The organism is Carbonicoccus niuqiaonis (genome assembly GCF_050157065.1).
Taxonomy (GTDB): Bacteria; Actinomycetota; Actinomycetes; order Propionibacteriales; family Propionibacteriaceae; genus Avipropionibacterium.
This window is the reverse complement of record NZ_CP189573.1, coordinates 3,283,230-3,297,296: the sequence shown is the minus strand read 5'-3', so window position 1 is coordinate 3,297,296 and position 14,067 is coordinate 3,283,230. Positions and strand designations below refer to the sequence as shown.

General features: G+C 68.7%; 14 protein-coding genes. 12 read left to right on the top strand and 2 right to left on the bottom strand.

The features are described from left to right. The first annotated feature begins 27 nt into the window (after positions 1-27). Both ACQBAU_RS15080 and ACQBAU_RS15075 read left to right on the top strand, forming a co-directional pair. Positions 28-1,686 (top strand): type 2 periplasmic-binding domain-containing protein, encoded by a 1,659-nt coding sequence (locus ACQBAU_RS15080; RefSeq protein WP_465256091.1) that lies wholly within the window; start codon positions 28-30, stop codon positions 1,684-1,686. Then, positions 1,683-3,848 carry a hypothetical protein gene (locus tag ACQBAU_RS15075; protein WP_465256090.1) on the top strand — a complete coding sequence of 722 codons (2,166 nt, stop codon included), beginning with the start codon at positions 1,683-1,685 and terminating at the stop codon, positions 3,846-3,848. The genes ACQBAU_RS15080 and ACQBAU_RS15075 overlap by 4 nt, the downstream gene beginning before the upstream one ends. 162 nt (positions 3,849-4,010) lie before the next feature. Here the strand turns inward: ACQBAU_RS15075 and ACQBAU_RS15070 are convergent, their stop codons facing one another. Then, entirely contained in the window at positions 4,011-4,901 is an 891-nt protein-coding gene (locus ACQBAU_RS15070) for a GNAT family N-acetyltransferase (protein WP_465256089.1), read from the bottom strand. A gap of 72 nt (positions 4,902-4,973) precedes the next feature. Continuing rightward, entirely contained in the window at positions 4,974-5,768 is a 795-nt protein-coding gene (locus ACQBAU_RS15065) for an SIR2 family NAD-dependent protein deacylase (RefSeq protein WP_465256088.1), read from the bottom strand. A gap of 199 nt (positions 5,769-5,967) precedes the next feature. On the opposite strand from ACQBAU_RS15065, the gene ACQBAU_RS15060 reads away from it, so the two are divergent. The 10 genes from ACQBAU_RS15060 to ACQBAU_RS15015 all read left to right on the top strand — a co-directional run bounded on the left by ACQBAU_RS15060 (position 5,968) and on the right by ACQBAU_RS15015 (position 14,039). Beyond that, positions 5,968-7,320, top strand: a complete 1,353-nt coding sequence (locus tag ACQBAU_RS15060; RefSeq protein ID WP_465256087.1) for a neutral zinc metallopeptidase — start codon at positions 5,968-5,970, stop codon at positions 7,318-7,320. A gap of 1 nt (position 7,321) precedes the next feature. After that, positions 7,322-8,872: a neutral zinc metallopeptidase gene (locus ACQBAU_RS15055; protein WP_465256086.1), complete on the top strand. Its 1,551-nt coding sequence runs from the start codon at positions 7,322-7,324 to the stop codon at positions 8,870-8,872. Position 8,873: 1 nt separating this feature from the next. Continuing rightward, on the top strand, positions 8,874-9,269 hold the full coding sequence (locus ACQBAU_RS15050; protein ID WP_465256085.1) for a DUF1707 SHOCT-like domain-containing protein: 396 nt from the start codon (positions 8,874-8,876) through the stop codon (positions 9,267-9,269). 105 nt (positions 9,270-9,374) lie between these two features. Beyond that, entirely contained in the window at positions 9,375-10,445 is a 1,071-nt protein-coding gene (locus ACQBAU_RS15045) for an App1 family protein (RefSeq protein ID WP_434548232.1), read from the top strand. Between the two features lie 123 nt (positions 10,446-10,568). After that, a complete protein-coding gene (gene infA / locus ACQBAU_RS15040) occupies positions 10,569-10,790 on the top strand; it encodes a translation initiation factor IF-1 (RefSeq protein WP_434548233.1) in 222 nt (73 codons plus the stop codon). A 120-nt stretch (positions 10,791-10,910) separates the two neighbouring features. Then, positions 10,911-11,024, top strand: a complete 114-nt coding sequence (gene rpmJ / locus ACQBAU_RS15035; protein WP_434548234.1) for a 50S ribosomal protein L36 — start codon at positions 10,911-10,913, stop codon at positions 11,022-11,024. Between the two features lie 196 nt (positions 11,025-11,220). Then, positions 11,221-11,589, top strand: a complete 369-nt coding sequence (gene rpsM, locus ACQBAU_RS15030; RefSeq protein WP_434548235.1) for a 30S ribosomal protein S13 — start codon at positions 11,221-11,223, stop codon at positions 11,587-11,589. Positions 11,590-11,618: 29 nt separating this feature from the next. Then, on the top strand, positions 11,619-12,020 hold the full coding sequence (rpsK, locus tag ACQBAU_RS15025) for a 30S ribosomal protein S11 (protein ID WP_434548236.1): 402 nt from the start codon (positions 11,619-11,621) through the stop codon (positions 12,018-12,020). Positions 12,021-12,052: 32 nt separating this feature from the next. Beyond that, on the top strand, positions 12,053-12,658 hold the full coding sequence (gene rpsD / locus ACQBAU_RS15020; RefSeq protein WP_434548237.1) for a 30S ribosomal protein S4: 606 nt from the start codon (positions 12,053-12,055) through the stop codon (positions 12,656-12,658). Between the two features lie 367 nt (positions 12,659-13,025). Next, positions 13,026-14,039 (top strand): DNA-directed RNA polymerase subunit alpha, encoded by a 1,014-nt coding sequence (locus ACQBAU_RS15015; protein ID WP_434548238.1) that lies wholly within the window; start codon positions 13,026-13,028, stop codon positions 14,037-14,039. Positions 14,040-14,067 lie beyond the last annotated feature (28 nt).

The window sequence follows — 14,067 nt, the reverse complement described above, 5'->3', positions numbered from 1 at the left end:
CACATCCAGAGACGAAGGGGACTCGACATGCCGAACCTGACCCATCGACCACTGACCCGGCGGGCGGTGATGCGCGCCGGAGCGCTGGCTGCGGGCGGCATCGCCGTTGGCGCGACCAGCGTGGCGTGCACCACCTCCGACGGAGGTGACCAGGTCCCGCTGGGAGGGACCCGGGACGTCGAGCAGATCGACTTCCCGACGTACCAACAATTCGCTGGGGTGGCCCCCGACTTCCCTGCCAGCGTCGAAGGAGGCGTGGAGGGGTTCCTGAGCTATCCACGCGACGCCGGGGAACCGTTACCGCCTCCGGGTGGCGGAATCTCGGCCAGCGCACTCATCGCCCTGGGTGGCAAACCCCAGGTGCCGTTGGCGGACAGCACCTACTGGCAGCAACTGAACACCAACCTCGACTGCGAGCTGGACGTCCAGTCGATCCCGCCGGGCCAGTTCACGGCCAAGGTCAGCACGGTGGTCGCCGGTGGCGACATTCCCGACATCATGGAGATTCCGGGGAACCTGCCGATGGATCTGCCGAGACTGCTGGACTCCACCTTCGAGGACCTGACACCGTACGTGACCGGCGATGCGGTTGGCGACTACCCGTACCTGGCGAACTTCCCGCAGACGGCGTGGCGCAGTTGCGTCTACAACGGCAAGATCTACGGGATCCCCAGCGTCTCGCGGCTGCTGCAGCGCTTCATGGTGGTGCGCAGTGACCTGGTGGAGCGTCATGGGTGGAACGACCGGCCCGCCGACGCCACCGAGATGGTCGAACTGTTCACGGCGATGGCGGCCGTCGGCCGGGACTCCTTCGCCGGAACGGCATCCCAGCTGTTTGCGCTGTGCCTGCCGATGTTCGGGGCCCCCAACGGGTGGCGCGCCACCGACGACTCGTTCGTGTTCAACATCGAGACCGAGGAGTACAAGGAGGCGCTCGCCTGCGTGACACAGCTGTGGGCCGACGGGATCTGCCACCCGAACTCGTTCCTCACCGAGCAGCAGATCGTGGACTGGTTCGGCACCGGAGCGATCGCGACCTATGCCGGCGCCGGCGTCGGCTATCGCGGGATGTTGACGGCGAACCACACGATCAATCCCGAGATGGGGATGGGGTTCGTCCCGATCCCGCGCGCCGAGGGTGGAGGTCCGGCACCCGCCTATGTCACCAGTGGCCGCAACACGATGGCGGTGATCCGGAAGAGCGATCCGGAGCGGGTGGCCAGGCTTCTCGGCATCGCCAACTACATGGCGGCGCCGTTCGGGACTCCGGAGTACCTCTTCCTCAACTATGGCGTTGAGGGCCAGCACTTCAATTGGGACGACGAGGCTGGACTGCCGGTCCGTACGAAGAAGGGCGACACCGAGTACATGGGCAATCTCGTGTACATCGCCCGCCCCCCGACCGTGCTGTTCTTCCCGAACCACGACGAGGTGACCGAGGCCGACTGGGCCAACGAGAAGGTGGTGATCGCCGACCAGGTGCCACCCGGTGACCTCGGGCTGTACTCGCCGACCGAGACCACCAAGGGCCCGGGACTCCTGCGCGACGTCACCAACCGACAGTGGGACGTGATCCAGGGGAGGGCGACCATGGAGGACTGGGACGCCACGGTGCAGCGTTGGCGCGACGGTGGCGGTGACCAGATGCGCGAGGAACTGATCGCAGCACGGGAGGCCGATCAATGACGTTGGCACCGGAGCCCCGGTACGGCTTTCGCCAGCGGTTGACCACGGTCCACACCGCTGACCGCCGCGACCCGGCGGCAACCCGTGAGTCTGACGAGACCGAGATCACCGGCGACTGGCAGATCGTGTTCGACGGCGAGGACCCGTTGGCCCGTACCGCGGCCACCGACCTGCAGGACTACCTGTTGGTCAGCATGGAGGTGTCGGTGCCGATCGTGCCGGCTGCGCGGGCGGCACGCGAGCGACCGTCGGTCGTGGTGTCCGCGGCCACCGCAGCGCCCGCCGGGGTCGACACCGCGGGGCTCGGCGAGGACGACCGCTCCCAGCTGGTCGTCATCGAGGACCGCCGGATCCTGCTGTGTGGACGAGGATCCCGTGGAGCGCTGCGTGCGGCACACCACCTGGAGGAGTTGTGCAACCTGCGGGGCGGGCCGTACCTGTCACCGGGGCGGTACACCCGGACACCGCGGTTCCGCCGGATGAGTCACTCCGGGTACGGCCTCGATGACTTCCCCGACGAGCATCTGGCACAGCTCGCCCATGCCGGGATGGACGCGATCGTGGTCTTTGTCTCGGCGCCGGACCGGACACCGGACGGGCAGATCCGGCGCAACCCGGCGAGCGGGAGCCGGGGCCGACACCAGCGGCTCGCCGAACTGGCCGAACGGGCCGAGCGCCACGGCCTGGACACCTATCTCTACGCCTACTTCCGTGGGGACCGGGCACCGCATCCCGATGCCCCCGGTGCGGAGGAGTTCTACGCGCGGACGTACGGGGCGTGCTTCGCCGCCTGCCCACAGGCGAAGGGAATCGTGCTGGTGGGGGAGTCCATCGAGTTCCCCAGCACTGATCCGCACACCACCGGGAGGCTGCGGCTGGACCCCGTTCCCGGGAACCTGCCCAACAGCAAACCCTCGCCGGGCTGGTGGCCGTGCACCGACTACCCGCAATGGGTGGCGCGGGTCCGGGATGCCTGCCGGGCGGAGAACCCCGACGCCGAGATCGTGTTCTGGACCTACAACTGGGGCTACGCGCCGAAGGAGGACCGGCTCGAGTTGATCAAGAACCTGCCCGACGACGTCACGGTGCAGGTCACCTTCGAGATGTTCCAGTCGTTCACCCACCATGGGGTGACCAACACCTGCGCCGACTACACCGCCTCCCATGTCGGGCCCGGCGACTACTTCCGCTCCGAGGCGACGGCGGTGCACGAGCGGGGCATGGCCCTGGCCTCGATGACCAACACCGGCGGCCTCACCTGGGACATCGGGGTGATCGGCTACCAGCCGATTCCGTACCAGTGGAGCCGGCGGCATGCCGCGGTCAACCGGGCTCGTGACGACTGGGGACTCGGTCTGCTGATGGAGAACCACCACTACGGCTGGATGCCCAGCTTCATCAGTGAGCTCACCAACGCCACCTTCCACGATCCGGCACCGGACCCCGAGTTGTACCTGTCAACATTGGCCCGTCGCGACTTCGGTGCCGGCGCCGAGGAGGCGCTGGCGGCGTGGCGGGCCTGGAGCCAGGCCAGCACCCACTATGTTCCGACCGCGGCGGACCAGTACGGCCCGTTCCGGATCGGTCCGGCCTACCCGCTGACGCTGTTCGCGGTGCCGAAGCTCATGGTGGACGACGAGGCCATGTTCGGCGACATGATCGTCAAGATCCCCTACGCCCCCGACACCGCGGGACGACAGCTGAAGACCGCCCCCGCGATCCGGGTCCCGGCCGAGATCCTCAGCCTGCAGGAGATGGCCGAGCTGTGGTCGACCGGGCTGGAGCACCTCGATCGGGCCGTGACGCTGGCCCCGGCCCACCGCCGCGCCGAGGTGGACCGGCAGCGGAACCTGGGTGGATTCATTACGTGCTGTATCGCCACCACGATCAACACCAAACGCTGGTGGCTCGCCAAGTCCCGACTACTCGTCGAGGCCGACCCGGCCCGTGCCCGCGAGCTCCTCGCCGAGCTGACCGCGATCGGCGGCGAGGAGTACACCAACGCCGAGTCCGCCATCGGGTACGTGGAGGCGGACTCACGCCTGGGCTGGGAACCGACCATGGGTTACCTCGGCGATGCCGCACACATCCGCTGGAAGCTCGCGCACCTCAGCCACGCGCTGGAGCAGGAGATTCCACGGTATGAGCAGAGCCTTCCGTGACCGCGGACCACGACAACAACTGATCCGGTGCGGCTGGGCCGGAACGTTCCCGCGGGAACGCCGGCTCTCGTATGGACGGGCGCTGTGGTGACGTTGCTGGACGTCAGCTCCACCTACGTCGCTGTGGCGACCGTCCTTACGAAGCACGGCTCAAGATCCCGCTCAGTTGCGCGGATCGAGGTGGAGGCCGACGGTGTCGGTGACCACCTCGTACCCGAGCTTCGCGTACAGCTGGTTCGACACCGGATTGGCCTGGTCGGTGAACAGGCAGACTCGGCTGCCCTCGCCCAGCAACCGCGATGACAACTCGGCCACCGCTGCGCCGGCAAACCCGTGCCCACGGAACTCCTGTGGCGTGTAGACCGGGCCGATCCGGGCGACGCCGTAACTGGGCGGTCGGAATCCGGTGAGGTGCACCGGGCGCGATCCGTCCGACCACACCCACAGTTCGCCGAGGTCGATCCGCCGGGCCACCTCGGTGCGCGTCGGCGCGGGGAGGATCGGGTCACGGTCGGCTTCGGAGCGGCCGCCCTGGGCATCGGCCTCGGCGGTGAAGGCGGCCAGCCAGTCGGTCACCAGGTCGACCTCGGCCGTCGTCGGCCGCCGCAGCTCGCCCGGCGGCCGGGTGGGCGGCCGCACCGTCCGGATCTCGTGCAGTCGGGTCAGCATGTGTTCGGAGACGACCTGCCCGGTGGCCGCGGCGTAGTGCTCGGCGAACAGCCGGGTGGTGGCGTCGTGACCGTTCACCGCAGTGACCAGCTCCTCGCGCGCGAGCAACAGCTCGGTCAGCAGGCTGGTCGCAGGGCCCGGCATGGCCGCCAGGTACGGCGGCCGGCGGCCGCCCGGGGCGGTGCGCATCCCGGCGCCGACGACGTGGCCCTGATGATCATGGACGCTGAGCCACCAGTTGCCGGGCATCGGCCGCGAGTCGGTCCGGTGCGCCATCGAGGTGATGATCGTGTTGCGTACGGGGTCGCCGGCCAACCAGTCCTCGGCCCGGGCGAGGAAGTGTGCCCGATCGGGCTGCAGGTCGAGGTCGTACCGCTGTGTCACCTCGTCACCGTAGAACGACTGCCGACGCCCGTCGAGCGTGTCGAGACGACTCCCGTCGCCCTCGTCGGCCGATCAGGATCCGGCGCCGGTGACCGATTCGTTGGAAACCGCGTCGACCAGTGCGGACAGGCCTTCGGCGGCGGTGACCCGCCACCGGTGGGTCAGGTGCTCCGACAGCGACGTCTCGACCGGGTTGATCTCGACCACGGGCACTCCGGAGTAGCGGGCGGTCACCGGTAGCCCGGCGGCCGGGTAGACCAGACCCGACGTGCCGACGACGAGCATCAGGTCGGCGGCCAGTGACGCGGCCTCGGCCCGGGACAGGTCGTCACTGGGGAGCGGCTCGTCGAACCACACGATGCCGGGTCGGATCGCTCCGTCGCACTCGGGGCACCGCGGCGGGGGCAGTCGTTCCACCTGCCCGGAGGGCCAGTCGATCCGGTCGGTGAACGGCCTGTCGCAGTCGAAGCAGCGCAGCGCGCCGATGCTGCCGTGCAGGTGTGCCAGGACGTCACTGCCCGCGCGCTCGTGCAGGTCGTCGACGTTCTGGGTCACGATCTCGACCGAGGTCAACTCGGCCCAGCGGACCAGGGCGAAATGTCCGGCGTTGGGGAGTGCCAGCTGGATCATCTCGCGGCGCCACGCGTACCAGGCCCACACCAGGTCGGGCTCGGCCCGAAAGGCTTCCGGGCTGGCCAGGGTCATCGGGTCGTACTTCGCCCACAGGCCCTGTTGGGCCTCCCGGAAGGTCGGCAGTCCACTCTCGGCGGACATGCCGGCGCCGGTGAGCACGACGACGCGGCTCGCCGACCGGGCCAGGTCGGCGATCTCGGAAGGTGCAGCCGGACGGGATGTGGGGCTGGCCATGGCCATTGCCTACGGCATTCGACGGCGCAGGGCAAACCGGGCCGGATTCGCACGGCGCTGTGACGATCGAGCGAGGCAGCGGACCGAGCGCCACGTACGATGCTGAGGGGCCCGCCCGGCGGTGGACCCACCATCTTGTGGAATCCGAACTTGTCGAATCCGAACCGAAGGATCTGGGACCGTTGCAGGAGGTTGAGCGGTGAGCTGGTCGAACCCCGCGCCCCGCAAGTCCGCCTTCGGCAACCAGTTCAGCCAGCCCAATCCGGCGGGCAATCCGTTCGGCAACGGCGGCCAGCCGTGGCAGGGGAGTGGTGCGGATCAGCCGTCCCCGTTCGGCGCGCAGCAGTCCGGTCCACAGCCGTACGGGCAACAACAGCAGGCGTACGGGCAACAGCAGCAGCCGTACGGGCAACAGCAGCAGCCGTACGGGCAACAGCAGCAGGCGTACGGGCAGCAGGCGTACGGGCAGGCGCCGTTCGGTGGGCAGGGGACAACCCAACAGGCGTACGGGCAGTCGCCCTTCGGTGGCCAACCGGGCTCGGTCGGCGGTTCGCCGTTCGGACCGGGTGTCGGCAGGCCCGCCCACCAGCCGCTGGGGTCTCCACCGCCGCGGCGCAAGCCGTGGCCGCTGCTGATCGCAGTGACCGCGGCCGTCGTGGTCGCCTCGATCATCGGGATCGTGTCGACCGTGGCGCTGCTCGGCGGGAACGGTACCGGCACCGTGGCCCCGCCGGTGTCGACCCCGTCGGCGATGACGTCGCCGAGCCCCAGCCCGACACCCACGCCGACCCCGACCCCGACTCCGACACCCTCCCCGACCCCGACGCCGACCCTGTCCACCTCTCCCTCACCGGGTGGCTCCAGCGCCGGCGGGACGTACGGAAACCTCCCCCTGCTCGTCGAGAACCCGTTCTACGCCACCGACCTCGGCGCTTGGGAGTGCCCGGCGATGGCCGATCCGGCAGCCCCGACCGGTGCGGCGTTCCGGACCTACTACGACGATCTGGTGGCGTGCCTGATGGATCGGATCGGGCCGTCCTTCCGGGCAAGCCACGGGCAGGCGCTGACCAAGCCCGTCCTGGTCACCCACAGCGGTGAGATCCAGACGCCCTGCGGCAACCAGACCGACACGGTGCCGTTCTACTGCGGCGCGAACCAGACGATCTACGCGAATCCGGATGTGGTGGACCGGTACGACCAGTACGTCCGGTTGGCTGCCCTGCACCTGATGGTCCACGAGTTCATGCACCACGTCCAACAGCAGATCGGGGTGCTGGAGGCCTACTACTCGGCACAGGTGGAGGAGAAGACGCAGGCATCGCGGCGGCTCGAACTGCAGGCCGAGTGCTTCGCCTTCGGGCAGGTCACCCAACTCCGGAACCCGGCGTGGGGACCGCAGGACGACGAGGAGTTCCAGCGCTGGTTCTCCGAGGACCAGAACGAGTGGCACGGCAAGGCGGAGTCCTACCAGTACTGGTACGAGCGGATGCGCGGCAAGGGGCAGTTGTCGCTGTGCAACACCTGGGTCGCCGACCTCGACAAGGTGGCCTGAGATGAGCAACCAAGGACCCTGGGGTTCCCACGAGTCGGGCTCTCAGCCGGACCCGTGGAGCCGTGAGGCAACCCCGAACCGGCCACCGCAGAGTCCGTGGGGCCAGCAGCCGCCCGCAGCCGGGAACTCGTTCGCCGGCCAGTCAGGGCAGCAGGGAGAGCCAGGGCAGCACGGACAGCCGGGTCCGTGGGGGCCCCAGGGCCAGTCCGGGCCGTCGTGGCGGGCCCAGCAGCCGGCGTGGGGTCGACCACCGTCGTGGAGTGGCCAGCAATCCTCGCAGGCGTTCCACGGCGCCGGGGCCTCCCAGCCGGGCCAGGCCCCGTACCAGCAGGGTGGCTACCAGGCGCCGTACCAGCAGGGTGGCTACCGGGCGCCGTACCAGCAGGGTGGCTACCAGGCCCCGTACCAGCAGGGTGGCTACCAGGCGCCGTACCAACAGGGTGGCTACCAGGCCCCGTACCAGCAGGGTGGCTACCAGGCGCCGTACCAACAGGGTGGCTACCAGGCCCCGTACCAACAGGGTGGCTACCAGGCCCCGTACCAGCAGGGTGGCTACCAGGCCCCGTACCAACAGAGTGGCTACCAGCAGTCGTGGCAGAGCCCGCCGCCGCAGCAACGTGGGCCCGGCGGCGCCGTCGTCGTCGTGGTGGTCGGGGTGGCTTTGGTGCTGATCATCGCGGGCACCGTGTTCGGGGTGGGCGCCATCCGCAGCGCGCTCGAGCCGTCGCCGACCCCGTCACCGACCCCGAGTACGTCGACCTCACCCAGCCCGACCCCGACCCCCTCACCGACCCCGAGTCCCTCCCGCTCGCCGAGCCCCTCCAACTCCACGAGCAGTTCCGGCAGCCCGTCGGCGTCGACCTCGTCCGGCTCGCCGTACGCGAACCAGCCGGTGCTGGTGGCGAACCCGTTCTACGCCCAGGAGCTCGGGACATGGGAGTGCGACACCCTGCAACAGCCCCGGTCGCCGACCGACGACAGCATGGAGGGCTGGTTCACCGGCGTCCTGGAGTGCGTCCACGCCCACTACGAACCGGCGGTCCAGGCAGCGGGATACGACCTCACGATGCCGGGTCTGATCTTCTTCGACGAGGTCATCGACACCCCGTGTGGTGACGCCGACCCGGCCGACCCGGACATCGTGCCGTTCTACTGCTCGGGCAACGAAGCGATCTACGTCCCGAAGAACGACGTCAACCGGGGCGTGCGGCTGGGAGCACTGCACACCGCGGTCCACGAGTTCACCCACCACGTGCAGTACACGTTGGAGATCCTCAACACCCCGCGCCGGCTCGAGCTGGAGAGCCTGGAGCAGATCAGCCGACGCATCGAACTGCAGGACAACTGCTGGACGCTCATCCTGATGCGCAACCTGACCACGATCGAGTGGAGCAGCAGCGACGACCTGGAGTTCCGCGACTGGTGGGCCAACAGTGGCAGCCCGACGCACGGCTCGGGGGAGTCCAAGCTGCTGTGGTACGAACGTGGCGAGGGCCAGACCTCGATGGGCGTCTGCAACACCTGGGCGGCACCGACCAGCGAGGTGCGCTGAGATGTCCGGCCCCGGAGGTGCCGAAAACCGGCCCGAGCTGCCGATCTCGTCGCCGTACCGCAGCACCCCTGACGCCCCGGTCACCGACGAGGAACGCGCCTCGATCGGGGAACGGCTCAACGAGGCGTACGCCACCGGCACGCTCGACGAGTTGGACTACCGGTCCCGGCTCGACACCCTGTACGCGGCCCGGCGCCTCGGCGAACTGGTGCCGGTGGTCTCCGGACTGCCACCGCTGCCGACCTATCCGACCCCCGAGATCGTCGCCCAACTGGGCCGTCCGGGCGAACTGGCGAGCACCGACCGGCGTGGGAGCCGGGTCGCCGCGTACGCGGTGGGCACGGTCGCGGTCGCGCTGCTGGTCGTCATCGTCCTGGTGCTGCTGGTCGTGCTGTGACGTCGGGGTCGCCGAGCCCCGACATCGGAGGATGACAGACTGACCTCCGTGAGCGACGACCAACCTGCTGCCCGACGACGTCTGGGACGGCGTTCCCGTGGGGGCGTGTCGACCCGGCCGTTCTGGGCCGCCCGGCTGGAGGACGCGGTCAACCGCCGGATCGGCCGCCTGATGGTCCGGCTCGGGCACCGGGTCAAGGTGGAGCCGTACGCGAGCTACGGCACCGAGACCAAGGTGCGCATCCTGGCGCGGACCGTCTACACCGACGCCCCCGTCCGCAACCCCGACGACGTGCCGGCGTACGAGCACCTGCGGCTGGTCCGCGGCTGGCGCAACTTCACGATCGTGATCGCCCCGCACTCCGAGGTGACCGTCGAGGTCGGCGGCCACACCCACCACCTCGTCTCGGACCGGGCCGGCATCATCGACCAGGTCGTCGACGCCGACCTCGAGCCCGGCTGGAACATCGCCACCATCACCTGTTGCAGTGGCGAGGTGGTGCGCTCCGAGGTGTACTGCGTCGCCGAGGGGACCACCTTCGGGATCATCTCCGACATCGACGACACGGTGATGGTGACCGCCCTGCCGCGGCCGATGCTGGCGGCCTGGAACGCCTTCGTGCTGCACGAGTCGGCCCGCCGGGTGGTGCCGGGGATGCCGGTGCTCTACCAGGACCTGATCCGGGCGCATCCGGGTGCCCCGGTGGTGTACCTGTCCACCGGCGCCTGGAACGTGGCGCCGACCCTGCGGCGCTTCCTGGCCGCCCACCGGTTCCCGCCCGGGCCGCTGCTGCTGACCGACTGGGGCCCCACCAACAGCGGCTTCTTCCGGTCGGGCCAGGCGCACAAGCGCGCCAACCTGCGCGACCTGATCCAGGCGTACCCCAACATCAAGTGGTTGCTGATCGGCGACGACGGACAGCACGACCCGGCGATCTACGCCGACCTGGCCCGGGAGTTCCCCGGCCACGTCCACGCGATCGCCCTGCGGCAGCTCACGCCCGGTCAGCACGTCCTGGCCCACGGCGCCCTGGAGTCGGAGTTCCGGCACGCGGCGGGCTCCCGGGTGGTCGGCGGGCACGACGGGCGCGAGCTCGGGCTGGCGCTGGCCGAACTCGGTGTGGTCGCCGACCAGGCGCCCGAGCAGGTCGGATTCGCCGAGGTGGACGAGGTCTGAGAGGACCGGCCGGACCGCCCCGAGGCCGGCGATTTGAGTCCGGCGCTTCCGGTGGCGTAACATGACCTGTCGGTCACCCGTGCCGGGTGACGCATGTCCACATTCCTCGGAGATTGCGAGTTCATGGCGAAGAAAGAGGGGGCCCTCGAGATGGAGGGCACCGTGGTCGAGGCGCTGCCCAATGCGATGTTCCGTGTTGAGCTGACGAACGGTCACAAGGTGCTCGCCACGATCAGCGGCAAGATGCGTCAGCACTACATCCGCATCCTGCCCACCGATCGTGTCGTGGTCGAGCTTTCGCCGTACGACCTCACCCGCGGACGGATCGTCTTCCGGCACCGATGACCCGGTCGAGTTGTCCTCGACACGCCAGCCGGTCGGTCGGGTCCCACTCGATCACCACCCACTGAGTACGAGTTCCACCCGCTGGGGCGGACCTTCGTGCGCGAGCCAGAAAGACCCTCGATGAAGGTTCAGCCGAGCGTCAAGAAGATGTGCGACAACTGCAAGGTCATTCGTCGTCACGGTCGCGTGATGGTGATCTGCCCCAACCCGCGCCACAAGCAGCGCCAGGGCTGACCGAGCACACGGGCACGACAACTGCATCGCACCACAACTCCATACGCACCACCACCCCGGGACACCGTCCCGGGCGCACAGTGTGACAGCACGCCGGGACCAGCTCCCGGTTCCACCCCCGGACCGTCGGCCGGGGCCCGGCTCGCCAGGCCGGGACGCTGCACGCCCCAGACCGACGACAGCCGAAAGGTTCACCATGGCACGTCTCATCGGTGTCGACCTCCCGCGCGACAAGCGCCTCGAGGTGGCACTCACCTACATCTTCGGGGTCGGCCGTACGCGCGCCCTCGAAACCCTGGAGAAGACCCAGATCAGCGGGGATCTGCGGGTCCACGAACTCACCGACGACCACCTGGTCGCGCTGCGTGATCACATCGAGGCCAACTACCAGACCGAGGGCGACCTTCGTCGTGAGGTCGCTGCCGACATCCGCCGCAAGGTCGAGATCGGCACCTACCAGGGCCGCCGCCACCGCAGCGGGCTCCCCGTGCGTGGCCAGCGCACCCAGACCAACGCGCGGACTCGCAAGGGCAAGCGCAAGCCGGTCGCCGGCAAGAAGAAGTGACGAGTCGAGACCCCAGGAGTTCGTGAACCATGGCAACAGCAGGACGTAGCGCCACCAAGAAGGTGCGGCGCAAGGAAAAGAAGAACGTGATCGCCGGTCAGGCGCACATCAAGTCCACGTTCAACAACACGATCATCACGATCACCGACCCCAGCGGTGGCGTCATCGCATGGGCCTCGGCGGGCACCGTCGGGTTCAAGGGTTCCCGCAAGTCGACCCCGTACGCCGCGCAGATGGCCGCCGAGGTGGCGGGCCGTCGGGCGATGGACCACGGGATGAAGCGGGTCGACGTCTTCGTCAAGGGCCCCGGCTCCGGACGTGAGACCGCGATCCGTTCCCTCGGCGCGGTCGGGCTGGAGATCGGCCCGATCAGCGACGTGACCCCCGTTCCCCACAACGGATGCCGGCCGCCCAAGCGCCGCCGCGTCTGAGCCCCGACGTTTAGAACAAGGACTGATCAAACATGGCACGCTACACCGGTCCCATGACCAAGAAGTCGCGTCGACTGGGGGTTGACCTGGTCGGTGGCGACAAGGCGTTCGAGCGCCGCCCCTACCCGCCCGGCCAGCACGGCCGCGGCCGCTCCAAGGACACCGAGTACGCCCTGCAGCTCCGCGAGAAGCAGAAGGCGCGTTTCGCGTACGGCGTCCTGGAGAAGCAGTTCGCCCGCTACTACGACGAGGCCAACCGTGTCGCCGGCAAGACCGGTGACCACCTGCTGCAGATCCTGGAGTCCCGACTGGACAACGTGATCTACCGTGCCGGCTTCGCCAACACCCGCCGTCAGGCGCGTCAGCTCGTGGTCCACGGCCACTTCCTGGTGAACGGCAAGAAGGTCGACATCCCGTCGTACCGCGTCTCCCAGCACGACATCATCGACGTCCGCGAGAAGTCGATGAACCTGCACCCGCTGGTCGTCGCCCGTGAGACCCACGGTGAGCGGGACGTGCCGGCGTGGTTGCAGGCGGTGCCGGACAAGATGCGCATCCTGGTGCACCAGCTGCCGGTCCGCGAGCAGATCGTGATCGACGTGCAGGAGCAGTTGATCGTGGAGCTCTACTCCAAGTGAGTTGAGTCCGGGTCGAGCGGCGTGGGAGTTGCTTGGTCGGTTTCGCGTGTGGCCTCTGGGCAGCGCGGGTCGGCTTGCCCCGAAGGGCACACCGTCCCGCCCAGCCCTGGCGGGCCGTCGCAAGCTCCGTACCGCCAGGCCGACGCCCGACCCACCCGGCCGGTGTGCCCTCCGAGGCAAGCCTTGGCGGTCGGGTGCGGGTCTGGCGCTCACCCGATCAGCGGCTTGGTTGGTGAAAGCAGGTCGAGCTGGGCCCGGGGCGTACAACTGGACAGCCGTACAACTTCACAGCCTGCGGGCAATCCCGCCTGGTGGGCATCTGGAATCGCATCGTCAAATAGTGGTCGGTGCGGAGAGGAAGAATCACATGCTGATTGCACAGCGTCCGTCGTTGAGCGAAGAGGTCGTCGACGACTACCGGTCGCGGTTCGTCATCGAGCCGCTGGAGCCGGGCTTCGGTTACACGTTGGGGAACTCGCTGCGTCGCACCTTGCTGAGCTCGATCCCGGGTGCCTCGGTCACCAGCATCAAGATCGACGGGAACAACCACGAGTTCTCGACGATCGAGGGTGTGGTCGAGGACGTCACCGAGATCATCTTGAACCTGAAGGGTCTGGTGCTGTCCTCGGAGGAGGACGAGCCGGTGACGATGTACCTGCGCAAGGCCGGTGCGGGTGCGGTGACCGCGGCCGACATCGCGCCCCCGGCCGGGGTGGAGATCCACAACCCGGAGATGCACATCGCGACCCTGAACGAGTCGGGGCGCCTCGAGATGGAACTCGTCGTCGAGCGTGGCCGTGGCTACGTGTCGGCGCAGCAGAACAAGTCGTTCGACGCCGAGATCGGCCGGATCCCGGTCGACTCGATCTACTCGCCGGTGCTGAAGGTGAGCTACAAGGTCGAGGCGACGCGTGTCGAGCAGCGCACCGACTTCGACAAGTTGATCATCGACGTCGAGACCAAGCCGTCGATCCGGCCGCGTGACGCGATCGCGAGCGCGGGCCGTACCCTCGTCGAGCTGTTCGGGCTGGCCCGTGAGCTCAACGTCGAGGCCGAGGGCATCGAGATCGGCCCGTCGCCGGTCGACGAGCAGCTCGCCGCCGACCTGGCGCTGCCGGTGGAGGACCTGAACCTGACGGTTCGGTCGTACAACTGCCTCAAGCGTGAGGGCATCCACACCGTCAGCGAACTGGTGTCGCGTTCGGAGCAGGACCTGCTCGACATCCGCAACTTCGGCTCCAAGTCGATCGACGAGGTCAAGCTCAAGCTGCACGAGATGGGCCTGTCGTTGAAGGACAGCGCGCCCGGCTTCGATCCGCTGAGCGTGCCGAACTACGACGATGACGACGACGTCGACTTCGCCGAAACCGAACAGTACTGACCGGCCACCCACCGACTGAGAGATCACG

Bases quoted from the DNA above. Each gene is read 5' to 3' on its own strand.
- ACQBAU_RS15055 (WP_465256086.1), top strand. From the start codon at position 7,322: ATGAGCAACCAAGGACCCTGGGGTTCCCACGAGTCGGGCTCTCAGCCG.
- rpmJ (WP_434548234.1), top strand. From the start codon at position 10,911: ATGAAGGTTCAGCCGAGCGTCAAGAAGATGTGCGACAACTGCAAGGTC.
- ACQBAU_RS15080 (WP_465256091.1), top strand. From the start codon at position 28: ATGCCGAACCTGACCCATCGACCACTGACCCGGCGGGCGGTGATGCGC.
- ACQBAU_RS15065 (WP_465256088.1), bottom strand. From the start codon at position 5,768: ATGGCCAGCCCCACATCCCGTCCGGCTGCACCTTCCGAGATCGCCGAC.
- rpsD (WP_434548237.1), top strand. From the start codon at position 12,053: ATGGCACGCTACACCGGTCCCATGACCAAGAAGTCGCGTCGACTGGGG.
- ACQBAU_RS15015 (WP_434548238.1), top strand. From the start codon at position 13,026: ATGCTGATTGCACAGCGTCCGTCGTTGAGCGAAGAGGTCGTCGACGAC.
- infA (WP_434548233.1), top strand. From the start codon at position 10,569: ATGGCGAAGAAAGAGGGGGCCCTCGAGATGGAGGGCACCGTGGTCGAG.
- rpsM (WP_434548235.1), top strand. From the start codon at position 11,221: ATGGCACGTCTCATCGGTGTCGACCTCCCGCGCGACAAGCGCCTCGAG.
- ACQBAU_RS15050 (WP_465256085.1), top strand. From the start codon at position 8,874: ATGTCCGGCCCCGGAGGTGCCGAAAACCGGCCCGAGCTGCCGATCTCG.
- ACQBAU_RS15075 (WP_465256090.1), top strand. From the start codon at position 1,683: ATGACGTTGGCACCGGAGCCCCGGTACGGCTTTCGCCAGCGGTTGACC.
- rpsK (WP_434548236.1), top strand. From the start codon at position 11,619: ATGGCAACAGCAGGACGTAGCGCCACCAAGAAGGTGCGGCGCAAGGAA.